This window comes from Acetobacter thailandicus (genome assembly GCF_011516655.1).
In the GTDB taxonomy this organism is placed as follows: Bacteria; Pseudomonadota; Alphaproteobacteria; order Acetobacterales; family Acetobacteraceae; genus Acetobacter; species Acetobacter thailandicus.
Map to the genome: position 1 here is coordinate 155,593 of NZ_WOSV01000001.1, position 11,484 is coordinate 167,076.

Genomic DNA, 11,484 nt, shown 5'->3' on the forward strand with positions numbered 1-11,484 from the left:
TTTTGTATCTGGCCCCATGAAAAACTTAAAACCCGGCGACGTTGTGCGGCTAAAGCTGCATGACGCAATCTGCGTTGCGGTCGGCAAAGATTATGCATACGTCTGCACAATCGTGTCCGGAAAAGAACCGACAAAGCATCGTGCAGATATCCGACTTCCTCAGATGGAGGCGTCGTCTTTCAGCTATTCGACATTCAGCCGCATCCGATGCACACCTGAAACTGCAATGAAGCTCGGAAAAACAATCGGGCGTGTATCAGAGAAAACACTCAGTGATATCATTATTGGCATCACCCGAGAGCACCGCATGCGCGAAATGGAACAAGAGACCGCGAAACGCGGCAACCTTGCCCACGGTTTAAGTGGATGGATACGCCATGAGCATACTGCCATCGCTTAATATCCGCAGGTGGGAACCCTCAAATCTCATGCTCTCAATTATGAATTTTAAATTCTTCGAAAAATGACAGAAACGCAGAAAAAACAACGCGGTAGACCGAAAGGTAAAGTCGGACAAGCAACCATGCGTCGCCGTGCGTTAGTTGAGCGCGTAGAGAAATCGCTGAAATCCAAAGGCCGAACCCCCCTTGAGATTTTTGCCGCCGTGATGGGTGGTGATCTCAGCATTACTGAAATGCAGTTTGAAGCAGCAAAAGCGGCTGCCCCTTACATTCATCCCAAACTCTCGTCCGTGGAAATGAACGCGACTGTAAGGCGGCGCATAGAGGATATGTCTGACGATGAGCTTGAAGCGCTCGCAAACTCTGGAGATAGCGCGGAAGAAAGCTAAAGCTGAACTATCCAGACGCCAGACTGCACGTGAAGGCTCTCTCGCGTTCGCTCAATACACAATGCCGGGTTACAGGGTTGGTGCTCATCACAGGTTACTCTGCGAGAAACTCGACGCTGTAGAACGCGGTGAGATTAAGCGCCTGATGGTGTTTATGCCCCCACGACACGGCAAGTCAGAGCTGACCAGTAAACGCTTTCCTGCATGGTATATGGGGCGGAATCCTAAAAAGCAGATTATCACAGCATCCTACGGCGCCACTCTCGCACAAGGTTTCGGACGCGATGTGCGTAACATTGTCGGATCCCCTGAGTTTGCGTCTTTGTTTCCTGGCGTAGGTGTTGCGTCTGACAGCTCTGCCCGTGACAACTGGCACACCAATAAAGGCGGCGTTTATACCGCCATGGGTGTTGGTGGCGGCCTCACTGGTAAGGGCGCGCATGTTGCCCTCATAGACGATCCGGTTAAAGACCGTCAGGACGCAGAAAGCCCCGTCATACGTGAGGCAACATGGGACTGGTATCGCTCTGTATTGCGAACCCGACTAATGCCGGGAGGAGCCATCGTTCTGGTACTTACACGGTGGCACCCTGACGATCTGGCAGGGCGTCTGCTTGATGAAATGGTGAACGGAACCGGTGAGAGCTGGGAGGTTCTTTCTCTCCCTGCCATCTGCGAAACTGAATCAGATCCCCTGGGGCGCAAAGCTGGCGATGCACTCTGGCCTGACGTTTTCCCGCTCAGAGAGCTGCGGCAGATTGAAAAATCTGTTGGCCCTCGTGAATGGGCAGCTCTGTATCAGCAGAAACCTGCTCCATCTAAAGGTGCACTATTTGATACGTCTGTCATCAACATTGTCGATGCTGCGCCAACTGGCGGAACAATTGTCAGGCGATGGGATCTGGCCGCAACAAAACAAGTCGGGACACGCGATCCGGACTGGACTGCAGGTGTCAAAACGTTACGCACGTCAGACGGCAGGATTTATATCCTTGATATCGTTCGCCTTCGTGGTGGCCCTCTCGATGTTGAAAAATCAATTATGGGGACGGCATCACAGGACGGCCCTCAGATTGAAATTATCCTTCCACAAGACCCGGGGCAGGCAGGAAAATCTCAGGCAGAGTATCTGATACGAAAGCTGGCGGGATACCGCGTCAAGGCTGTTCGTGAAACAGGAGATAAGGCAACTCGTGCCGCTCCTTTTGCCTCGCAGGTAAACGCAGGGAATGTCTTCCTGGTTAAAGCCCCATGGAACAGGACATTTATTGATGAACTCACATCATTCCCCGCCGGGGCTCATGATGACCAGGTCGATGCCGCAGCCGGAGCTTTTGACCGCCTCGTAAACGAAAACAACTGGACCAGTATTTACGAAAGATTAGCCGAGTGACGACTAAACCAAAATATCGCGTCCCGGCTCGCGTTCGGACATTTGACGGCTATGTAAACCCCGCAACCCGGACTGGTCGTGGGATGGATAACCTTGCCTCAGCCGGTGGCTATGCCTTCACCTACTGGACAAGAAATCGCACTCAGCTGGAAGCTGCCTACCGTGGTTCATGGATTATCGGAAACGCTGTTGACTGCGTTGCTGAGGATATGACCCGCGCAGGAATTGACATAACCGGGCTGTCAGATTCTCAGCAAGATGAGCGTCTTCAGGCAGAAATTTCACGACTGGGCATCTGGCAGGCATTCTCAGATGTTGTGAAATGGGCACGTCTTTTCGGTGGCGGTCTCGGCATCATTATGATCGACGGGCAGAACGTCTCTGACCCTCTGAATGTAGACAGTATAGGCGAAAATCAGTTCAGAGGCATTTACGCCATGGACCGGTGGGTCGCGATACCGGATTACACAAGACTGGTTAAAGAACTGGGGCCTGACATTGGTAAACCTGAATTCTACCAGATTGCCCCTGGTGACTGGCCTTTCTCTGGCCTCAGCGTTCATTATACTCGTGTTATACGCATGGATGGCGTGCGTCTGCCCATATACCAGAGACAGTATGAAAATGGCTTCGGCATGTCGATTGTCGAACGTATTTTCGATGCACTGACTGCATTCGACAGCGGTACCGTAGGCGCATCACAGCTTGTGTATAAAGCACACCTGCGTGTGATGAAAATTGCCGGGTATAAAGAAGTTATGGGCGGCATGAACGACGCTGCCAAGCGTGGAATATTCGCCCAGATTGATAACATCAGACAATTCCAGTCAAATGAAGGAATGTCTGTTATCGACAAGGAAGATGATTTTCAGGCACTCGTTTACTCGTTCTCAGGATTAAACGATATTCTGATGCAATTCGCTCAGCAGGTTTCAGGCTCAGTCCAGATACCAATGACACGGCTGATGGGACAGTCTCCCGCGGGTTTTTCTACCGGAGACAGCGATATCCGTCAGTATCAGGAGGGTATCAGCCAGAAACGCGAACAGGCACGTCCTGTCGTTCATCTGATCGTGGATATGCTTTACCGGTCACTCTTTGGAAAGCCACCTCCAGAGGCACTCAATTTCAGGTTTAAGTCACTATGGGAAATAGACGACGAACAGAAAGCAAATATTGCTTCAACCCGGACAACATCAGTCATCAGCGCTTTTGAAAGCGAATTGATCAGCCAGAGAACGGCCCTGCAGGAACTTAAATCCGGGGCTGATGTGGACGGAGCGTGGAACACAATCACCGAGCAAATGATCGAGGAGGCGGACCCCACTCCACCATCCTCCAGTGAGTTTGATGATCAGGGAATGGGCATGCCTCTCTCCGGACTAACAATACACCGCGTTCCTGAGAGAGATTTAACGAAGGAGGTCATTACTCCTGACAGTGAGTAAGCCTCAATGGATTACGATAATCAGGCTGTATTTCAGGCACGGAAAAGTCAGGCCGGCGAATATGAGCGGATGCTCAGAAAAATTGCCCGCAATATAGGCGACCTGACTAAAACGATGGGTGCTGATGCTGTTATCGACAACCCTGAGCCATTGCAGGATGCCCTCAGTAAATACGCTGAAGCCATAGAGCCATGGGCTAACGTTGTCTCAGGAAGGATGCTGAAAAGCGCAAACCGCATCAATTCGCGGCAATGGAAATCATATGCGCAGGTCATTGGTCGTGAGCTGGCCCATGAAATTGCAAATACTGATACGGGAGCCGCAATCAGAGACCTGCAGCAATACCAGGTGCTTCTGATTAAATCACTTCCGATTGAAGCCGCTCAGCGCGTGCAGAGAATTGCCACTGAAGCACTCAGTAATGGCAACAGATACGACGCACTCAGGCAGGAAATTTTACGGACTTCTGAGGTCACTGAAAGTCGGGCAACTCTCATTGCACGAACCGAGAGCAGCCGCTGTGCCGCTACACTCACTCAGGTTCGCGCGCAGATGAATGGCTCATCTGGTTACACCTGGCGTGCACACCGGGACAAACGAACAAGACGCTCACATCGCGAAATGAATGGTCGCTTCGTCGCATGGGACGAGCCTCCAACACTGGATAATCTGACCGGGCACGCAGGGTGTGTCCCTAACTGCAGGTGTTTCACGATGCCTGTATTCGACTAAGGCAAACAATGCGCACTGTTGATAAAACCATCGGCAAACTCAAAGATGTTTTCACGATCAGCAAAGAAGGAAATACCCGCGAGCGGTTAGCTGATGGCTCCTTGCTCTGCCGTGATGTGCCCTTCGCCCGCACAGGAACGATGCTTTATGATCAGTCAGAGTTTGCCGGGTCACCCGATACAAACGGCGACCCGATAACCTCTCCTGATGGTGTCATAATTGTCCATCGTGACGATGAAACACTGTTTTCTGAGCCCACAATAACAAGCTTTGAATCAGCCCCGGTTACAGTGGGGCACCCGCCCGACTTTCTGAATCCTGATAACCGCGCAGCCTATGACCAGGGAACCATCAGAAACATACGCCGTGGCGATGGAGCTCTGTCTGACTACCTGCTGGCTGACGTTATCGTTAAAGGCCGCGAAGGTCTGGACGCTATTGAGAAAAAGGGAATCCGCGAAGTTTCTCCGGGATATGACGCGGATTACGAGCCCATCGAAGGTATGCCCGGTCACTACAAACAATCCACAATTACAGGAAACCATCTGGCGATTGTTGAACGAGGCCGTGGTGGCCGAGGCGTCAGAATTGGTGACGAACAAAAGGAGCCAGACGTGGCTTTCAGAAAAAAAACATGGGGCGCTCGTTTACTGAACGCCATTACGACAAATGATGCTGATGGTATTGAAGAAGCAATCCGTGAAGGTGCCGATGAGATGCCAGAACGTGTGAAGCCAACCATCGCGAACACGAGCGATGAGCAGGTTGCCACAGTCGAACAGGACGATCAAAAACGCCATACTGAGGTCCTCGACGCCATCCACGATCTTGGCAATAAAGTCACAGCTCTGGTTGACGTGCTCACTCCAAAAACAACGGATGATGAGCAGACAGAGCAGGACAGGACTGATGAAGCAGTTGGTGCTGCACGGGCAGATCAGCGTAAAGATGACCTGAAAGCCGTCGAAGAAACGGAAGATGAAGCGGAATGCCTGACCGAGGAAGGCAAACGCGTTCCTACCGGCGATGCCGCTTTCTCAGCAGTACGCCTGAACACAATTCAGGTTGCCGAAATCATTGCTCCGGGTATGCGTCACGGTACCGTTGATACCAGCGCATCACGAAAAGAGCAGCGTTCTGCTGTGAAGAATATCCGTGTTGCTGCACTCGAAAGTGCGTTACGTGGCCCACATGCTTCTGTCGTGCGTCGCTATGTTGGCGCTCAGCCTGTCCGCAATATGACTGCAGATGCTGTGTTTGTGGCGTTCCGTGCCGCGGGTGATGCGATCGCGAATACAAACCGAAGCAGCGTAATGCCGCAGTCCGCATACATACCCTCTCACTCACACACCCATAGCAATCCAGCCGCAGAAATGAACGCCCGTAACCGCGCGTTTTGGGGTCGGAATAAATAAGGCGAACTCTCATGGTTGCTTATCTCAAAAGAATGGACACAGGCTACGCTGGCGGATTATCCCGCGAGCCTGGGCCTGGCGATATTGTCAATGAAACCCTCGACAGCACGATAGACTGGTCAACATACGGCTTTGGCCGCCCGGTCAAATACACAACCGCCGGTAAAATTACGCCGCTCGCATCAGGTGATACCTCAGCTGATATCATCGGGTTTCTGGTGCGTACCTTTCCCGGCCGTGCTGTCTCTTACACAGGTCTGGCCGCTTACCCTCAAATCAATGGCGGTGCTGTACCGGTTGCGCGTCGTGGCTTTATGACCGTCGCTCTTCAGGGAGCAACAGCTGCGACCAAAGGCGGAGCAGTTTACGTCCGTGTTGCGGGCACATCGAGCACGGAGGTTCCTGGTGGTATAGAGGCTGCAGATGACAGCACAGCTGGTAATACCATTCTTCTGGCAAACGCGCAGTTTGAAGGTCCTGCCGGCACAGACGGCATTGTCGAAATCTCTTTTACGATCCTGTAAGGACGGCGATATAATGATTGAACTGAAAAGGCGCGTCCGCACACAGGATGGCGCGTTTACTTACGATGCTCAGACACGTGACAGCATCGGCAACTTCTTTGTCGGTGAGCTTGAGCGTCTTGACCCTACACTGCACGAGCCTCTGGCTGCTGTTACCTGGGGACGCGATATTGATCTGCGCGAGGATGTTGGGCCCGGGGATGACCTGTCCAGCTTTACGCAGTCAGCATTCGGATCTGTAGGTGGCACCACGCCAGGCGGTATCAACTGGATTGGCGATGAAACAACGTCTATCCCTTCAGCAACGGTTGATCTGGATAAAGTCGCACAGCCTCTGCGTCTGGTTGGCTACAATCTGTCATACACCCTGCGCGAGCTTGAGAAATCCATGCTCCTGGGGCGTCCTGTTGATCAGCAGAAACTGGCTGCGATCCGTCTGAAACACCAGATGGATATTGACCAGATGGTCTATGTTGGCGATCCGAACAGCTTCGAAAACGCATATGGCCTTGCAAACGGCTCCGACGTGGCGACGGATACTGTAACAAGCGCGTGGAGCGCAGGGACAGCAGCTCAGATGCAGGATGACATTCTGGATGGCCAGCAGAAAGCATGGCAAGCATCAGGATACGCTGTCTGCCCTTCTCATATTCTATTGCCTCCTGCTCAGTATGCGCTACTCAACAGAACCAACAGTTCTGCCGGCACGCAGTCTGTTATGGAATACATCAAGCGTAATAACCCGTTTACACAGTCTACTGGCCGCGATCTCGATATTCAGCCGGTCAAATGGCTGAATGATGCCGGTGCAAGCGGTGCATCACGTGCAGTGTTTTACACGAAGGATGTGAATTATGTTCGTTATCCTCTCGTGCCTCTCCAGCGTTCGCAGATCACTCCGCAGGATATGTGGCTGCGCACGACCTACTGGTCTCTGCTCGGTCAGGTTGAGTTCGTGTATCCTGAAACCCTGCACTACAAAGACGGCATCTGATGATTGCCGTTCTGGTGAAACAGCCGTTTTTCATTGGGAAACGGTATTTCCCCAAAGGCCGTGCTGAACTTAACGAGGCAGACCTGGGGAATTACCTGGTCCAGTCCCGCACTGTTGTTTTCGGGGGTGGTTTAAAAACTACTCCTGAAGCAAAAACTGCTGACAATACTGAAGTTAGCACAGATGAGACCTCAGACAATGATGTGCAATCCCGATCAGGTCGCCGTGGACGCAGACCACGTAGTGACAACTGATGACTTCAGAACGTTTTTCCCTGAGTTTTGTGATGCGACCAAATACCCGGGCAACCTGATCGTCACTTATCTGCAAATTGGCGTTCAGTTTGTGAGCATTTCAAGATGGCAACAAAGCTGGAAGCTCGGCGCATGCCTTTTTGCTGCCCATGAACTCACAATGGGAACAATCGCAACAAAGGCAGCTGCCACAGGAGTACCCGGGCAGGCCACAGGGATTGTTTCAGCAAAATCAGTCGGGCCAGTCAGTAAATCATACGATACATCGTCCGCGATGTTCAGTGACGCCGGCTATTTCAATCTGACCACTTATGGCCAGAGATACTGGTATTTCATGCGTCTGTTCGGAACAGGCGGCGTGCAGTTGTAAGGTTACACAGTGACTACAGGGGGCAAAGCAGACGTTACGGTTACTCGTGACAAGGCCCGCGCCGTCCTGAAAACCATTCGGGACCTGACAAACCAGCGCGTTCTGGTCGGCATACCTGAAGACGAGAATGAACGACCAGAAGGTGACGCAGGGAATGCTCTGATCGGATATGTTCTTGAAACCGGGGCACCCGAACGGAACCTTCCGCCACGACCATTCCTTGTGCCGGGCGTTGAGAAAGTTGTCGATAAATCACTCGAACGCCTGCGCACGGCTGGCAAGCAGGCTATGGAAGGCGTTGCCGGAGCAGTTAATATCCAGCTCAATGCCATAGGTCTGGAAGCCTCAGCTTCTGTTAAAGACAAAATGGACACAGGCCCCTTTGAGCCCCTTGCCGACGCAACCTTACGTAACCGCATCAGCCGCGGTGGTGGCGCGCAGGCCGGGGCGCGGGAGGAGCTGGCTAACCGCGAAGCAGGGAACCCTCCAGGGACTGACCTCGCCCAGCCTCTGATTGACACAGGCAACCTTCAGAACTCAGTGACCTACGTTATCCGCGATGCAAGGAACCGCATCTGATGCCATTACTGGACGTATCAGACATACTGGATGACCCTGACTTCAATCAGGCCATCACCGTAACGCGCTCAGTAAAAGATGTTGATGAGCGTGGCGAGACAACCATCAAACAGACAGAAATGCTGACCTATGGTGTCGTCGCCCCTATCACAGCAAACGAATTATATCGTCTGCCAGATGCAGAACGTCTGTCAGGTGGCTGCACAGTCTATTGCCGCTTCCCTCTGTTCACAGGACAAAACAACTACACAGCTGACCGTATTACAGCAAACGGGTCGCAGTATGTGGTGATTTCCGTTGATGACTGGGAATCATTTGGCCAGGGCTTTGTTGCAGCAAAATGCGCCTTACTCGACATGCGCGATAATTGAACAGCATCATGACAGAGAACTCTCCGGCCAGTGGGGGTATGCTACAGACAGCAACCCTGAACGCAGCTGAAGATGTAAATCTCGACCTGTTGCTCGGAGACTGGATTTCTCAGCTGACCGGTTTACCCCGCAACTTATGCCGGCGACGCTGGCAGGAAAGTCCGCCGGTACAACCTGCCAGAGACACAGACTGGTGTGCACTTGGTGTAACTACCGTTATGCCAGATCAGAACATTGCGGCAACTTTTAAAGATAATGTTTATACTCTGCACCTGCACGAAACCATTGAAGCATTATTTTCATTTTATGGGATCAACGCTTCACAAAATGCCATGTCTTTACGTGTTGGTCTGAATGTCAGCGTCAATCGTACATTTCTCACAAATAACGGCATGACTTTTCTTCGGTCATCAGACGTTCGTCGCGTGCCAGCAATTATCAATCAGCTCACCCTGATGCGCTCTGATATTTCCATGCAGTTTCGACGGCAGGAACAGCGCACTTACCCTATTCAATCCGTTCTGGTTTCAGACGGATACATCACCACAACTGATGGTTTTAACTGTAAATTTTCAACGGAGTATGCCGAATGACGGCTGGCCTGCCCTTATCTGATATTGTGAATGCTCAGGTCACGCTTGACCCACAGGCGTCTGCAACACGAAATTTTGGAACTCTGCTGATCGTTGGCTCCGAGAGTGTTTTATCTGACACTGAAGATCTGCGTTCATATTCCTCGCTTGATAGTGTTGGCGATGATTACGCAGTCACATCGCCAGTCTACCTTGCCGCCACACTGTTTTATGCACAGTCACCGCAACCTTCGACACTCTATGTCGGTGAGCAAAGAACGTCAGAGACTAATCTGACGACAACGGTACAACGTCTGGCCGCAGCATCCGGAGACTGGTACGGTCTGGCTTTTGCTATGGCAACGATGCCGACAGATACAGTTATTGTTCAGGTTGCTCAGCAGATTGAAGCACTGACACCGGTTCGCACATTCTGGGCTACGACACAGGATGCCAATGCCATCGTATCATCCGGCACAACTGATCTGGCTTACCTTCTTTGTCAGGCAAATGTCAGCAGAACCTGGTGTCAGTATTCGACATCAAATCCATATGCATCAATCTCTGCTTTTGCGCGCATTGCCACTGTCAATTACAGCGGTCAGAACACAACTCTCACGCTGAAATTTAAAAACGAACCTGACGTCACAAGCGAAACTCTGACCACTACTGAGTATTCTGCGCTCAAAGCAAAATACTGCAATGTGTTTGCCCTGCTCCAGAATGGGGAGAGTATTATCCATGAAGGCTATATGGCCGACGGAACATGGGCTGATACGCGTATCGGCTGTGATGCTTTCCAGAATGGCCTTCAGGTTGCTGGGTTTAATCTTCTGTATTCAAATCTGAAAATTCCTCAGACTGATGCAGGCATGGTGATCCTCAAAGGAACATACGACACCGTATGTCAGACCTACGTCACTAATGGTCTGTTTGCTCCTGGTGTGTGGACAGGTCCCACTATTGGCGCTCTGAAAAACGGCGATACTCTCAACGACGGCTATTATATTTACTGCCCTTCTGTTGCTTCTCAGTCTGCTGCTGACAGATCAGCCCGAAAGGCCGTAACCATGCAGATTGCCTGCAAACTGGCTGGAGCTGTCCATTCCTCTAACGTCCTGGTAAACGTGGTGCAGTAATGACAACAGGCGCGACATACAGCTTTCTTGATGTTTCCTGCTCTCTTGTAGGGCCGGGCATCGCAACAACACTCGGCAATGAAGCAGGATCCGCAGAAGAAGGTATTTCTATCGAGCTTCAGGCCGATAAAAATACAATGACCACGGGCGCTGACGGAGGCTATATGCACTCCCTTCATGCTGCTAATGCAGGCACGGTTACTGTTCGTTTACTAAAAACATCACCTCAGAACCAAATTCTGATGGCCGCCTATAACGCTCAGAGAATTAGTTCGAGCCTCTGGGGGAAAAATGTCATCACGCTTATCCAGTCCAACGCCGATGATGCGATTGTCTGCACCGGGTGTGCTTTTGTGCGTCAGCCCAACCTGGAATATGCGACTGACGGCGGCACTAACACCTGGACATTCCACTCCGGGAAAATTACCGGATTGCTTGGAGCATACAGCTAATGGAAGAAGTCGAAATTAACGGCCGTAAATACACCGTCAAAAAACTTCCCGCTATGCAGCAGTTTCATGTCGCTCGACGCCTTGCGCCCATTCTGGCAGCTTTTGTAGCAGGTATCCCATCAGGTGGTGAGATAACAGACTCACTCGCCGGGTTTGATCTGGCAAAAATCGGTGAAGAAATTGCAGCTTTGCCTGATAAAGACGCGGAATACATCCTTAATACAGCACTAAGCGCAGTAACCTATCGCGATGAAGAAGCACAGCGAGATTACTCCATTCAGGTTCGCCCTGGTGTGATGCGCTACAACTGGATTGAGCTTCCCGAAATGCTCCGCCTGACGGTCTCTGTGATTCAGCATAATCTTACGGGTTTTATTCCCGCCGCGGCCTCAGATTCGAAAGACAAGGCCCCGGCGTAACCTTTGAAGTTATTCTTCTACCTGATGACCTC

15 protein-coding genes are annotated in these 11,484 nt (G+C 51.5%); all 15 read left to right on the top strand.

From position 1 onward, the window contains the following. Window positions 1-16: 16 nt before the first annotated feature. The 15 genes from GOB58_RS00720 (at window position 17) to GOB58_RS00790 (ending at window position 11,452) form a co-directional block, all read left to right on the top strand. Complete coding sequence (locus GOB58_RS00720) at window positions 17-400, top strand: hypothetical protein (RefSeq protein WP_173559051.1); 384 nt, start codon at window positions 17-19, stop codon at window positions 398-400. 123 nt (window positions 401-523) lie between these two features. Then, complete coding sequence (locus GOB58_RS00725) at window positions 524-790, top strand: hypothetical protein (RefSeq protein WP_242005175.1); 267 nt, start codon at window positions 524-526, stop codon at window positions 788-790. Continuing rightward, window positions 741-2,183 carry a phage terminase large subunit gene (gene terL, locus GOB58_RS00730; protein WP_173559052.1) on the top strand — a complete coding sequence of 481 codons (1,443 nt, stop codon included), beginning with the start codon at window positions 741-743 and terminating at the stop codon, window positions 2,181-2,183. The genes GOB58_RS00725 and terL overlap by 50 nt, the downstream gene beginning before the upstream one ends. Further along, window positions 2,180-3,631: a DUF1073 domain-containing protein gene (locus GOB58_RS00735; protein ID WP_265792661.1), complete on the top strand. Its 1,452-nt coding sequence runs from the start codon at window positions 2,180-2,182 to the stop codon at window positions 3,629-3,631. The genes terL and GOB58_RS00735 overlap by 4 nt, the downstream gene beginning before the upstream one ends. Window positions 3,632-3,637: 6 nt before the next feature. Beyond that, window positions 3,638-4,363 (top strand): phage head morphogenesis protein, encoded by a 726-nt coding sequence (locus GOB58_RS00740; protein ID WP_173559053.1) that lies wholly within the window; start codon window positions 3,638-3,640, stop codon window positions 4,361-4,363. Window positions 4,364-4,371: 8 nt separating this feature from the next. After that, complete coding sequence (locus GOB58_RS00745; RefSeq protein ID WP_173559054.1) at window positions 4,372-5,778, top strand: DUF2213 domain-containing protein; 1,407 nt, start codon at window positions 4,372-4,374, stop codon at window positions 5,776-5,778. A gap of 11 nt (window positions 5,779-5,789) precedes the next feature. After that, window positions 5,790-6,302: a structural cement protein Gp24 gene (locus GOB58_RS00750; RefSeq protein ID WP_173559055.1), complete on the top strand. Its 513-nt coding sequence runs from the start codon at window positions 5,790-5,792 to the stop codon at window positions 6,300-6,302. A 13-nt stretch (window positions 6,303-6,315) separates the two neighbouring features. After that, window positions 6,316-7,296 (top strand): DUF2184 domain-containing protein, encoded by a 981-nt coding sequence (locus GOB58_RS00755; RefSeq protein WP_158092957.1) that lies wholly within the window; start codon window positions 6,316-6,318, stop codon window positions 7,294-7,296. A 183-nt stretch (window positions 7,297-7,479) separates the two neighbouring features. Further along, window positions 7,480-7,920, top strand: coding sequence for a DUF4054 domain-containing protein (locus tag GOB58_RS00760; protein ID WP_086636342.1), 441 nt, complete (start codon window positions 7,480-7,482; stop codon window positions 7,918-7,920). Window positions 7,921-7,929: 9 nt separating this feature from the next. Next, complete coding sequence (locus tag GOB58_RS00765; protein ID WP_086636343.1) at window positions 7,930-8,499, top strand: hypothetical protein; 570 nt, start codon at window positions 7,930-7,932, stop codon at window positions 8,497-8,499. Continuing rightward, window positions 8,499-8,870 carry a hypothetical protein gene (locus tag GOB58_RS00770; RefSeq protein ID WP_173559056.1) on the top strand — a complete coding sequence of 124 codons (372 nt, stop codon included), beginning with the start codon at window positions 8,499-8,501 and terminating at the stop codon, window positions 8,868-8,870. Before GOB58_RS00765 ends, GOB58_RS00770 begins: the two co-directional genes overlap by 1 nt. 8 nt (window positions 8,871-8,878) lie before the next feature. Beyond that, window positions 8,879-9,463 (top strand): phage neck terminator protein, encoded by a 585-nt coding sequence (locus tag GOB58_RS00775; protein WP_173559057.1) that lies wholly within the window; start codon window positions 8,879-8,881, stop codon window positions 9,461-9,463. Further along, entirely contained in the window at window positions 9,460-10,581 is a 1,122-nt protein-coding gene (locus tag GOB58_RS00780; RefSeq protein ID WP_173559058.1) for a DUF3383 family protein, read from the top strand. The genes GOB58_RS00775 and GOB58_RS00780 overlap by 4 nt, the downstream gene beginning before the upstream one ends. Beyond that, window positions 10,581-11,033, top strand: coding sequence for a phage protein (locus tag GOB58_RS00785; protein WP_173559059.1), 453 nt, complete (start codon window positions 10,581-10,583; stop codon window positions 11,031-11,033). The genes GOB58_RS00780 and GOB58_RS00785 overlap by 1 nt, the downstream gene beginning before the upstream one ends. After that, entirely contained in the window at window positions 11,033-11,452 is a 420-nt protein-coding gene (locus GOB58_RS00790; protein WP_173559060.1) for a phage tail assembly chaperone, read from the top strand. The genes GOB58_RS00785 and GOB58_RS00790 overlap by 1 nt, the downstream gene beginning before the upstream one ends. The last annotated feature ends 32 nt before the right edge of the window (window positions 11,453-11,484 follow it).

Coding starts and splice junctions, on each gene's coding strand:
- GOB58_RS00720 (WP_173559051.1), top strand. CDS start 17: ATGAAAAACTTAAAACCCGGCGACGTTGTGCGGCTAAAGCTGCATGAC.
- GOB58_RS00725 (WP_242005175.1), top strand. CDS start 524: ATGCGTCGCCGTGCGTTAGTTGAGCGCGTAGAGAAATCGCTGAAATCC.
- terL (WP_173559052.1), top strand. CDS start 741: ATGAGCTTGAAGCGCTCGCAAACTCTGGAGATAGCGCGGAAGAAAGCT.
- GOB58_RS00740 (WP_173559053.1), top strand. CDS start 3,638: ATGGATTACGATAATCAGGCTGTATTTCAGGCACGGAAAAGTCAGGCC.
- GOB58_RS00745 (WP_173559054.1), top strand. CDS start 4,372: ATGCGCACTGTTGATAAAACCATCGGCAAACTCAAAGATGTTTTCACG.
- GOB58_RS00750 (WP_173559055.1), top strand. CDS start 5,790: ATGGTTGCTTATCTCAAAAGAATGGACACAGGCTACGCTGGCGGATTA.
- GOB58_RS00755 (WP_158092957.1), top strand. CDS start 6,316: ATGATTGAACTGAAAAGGCGCGTCCGCACACAGGATGGCGCGTTTACT.
- GOB58_RS00760 (WP_086636342.1), top strand. CDS start 7,480: ATGAGACCTCAGACAATGATGTGCAATCCCGATCAGGTCGCCGTGGAC.
- GOB58_RS00770 (WP_173559056.1), top strand. CDS start 8,499: ATGCCATTACTGGACGTATCAGACATACTGGATGACCCTGACTTCAAT.
- GOB58_RS00775 (WP_173559057.1), top strand. CDS start 8,879: ATGACAGAGAACTCTCCGGCCAGTGGGGGTATGCTACAGACAGCAACC.
- GOB58_RS00780 (WP_173559058.1), top strand. CDS start 9,460: ATGACGGCTGGCCTGCCCTTATCTGATATTGTGAATGCTCAGGTCACG.
- GOB58_RS00785 (WP_173559059.1), top strand. CDS start 10,581: ATGACAACAGGCGCGACATACAGCTTTCTTGATGTTTCCTGCTCTCTT.
- GOB58_RS00790 (WP_173559060.1), top strand. CDS start 11,033: ATGGAAGAAGTCGAAATTAACGGCCGTAAATACACCGTCAAAAAACTT.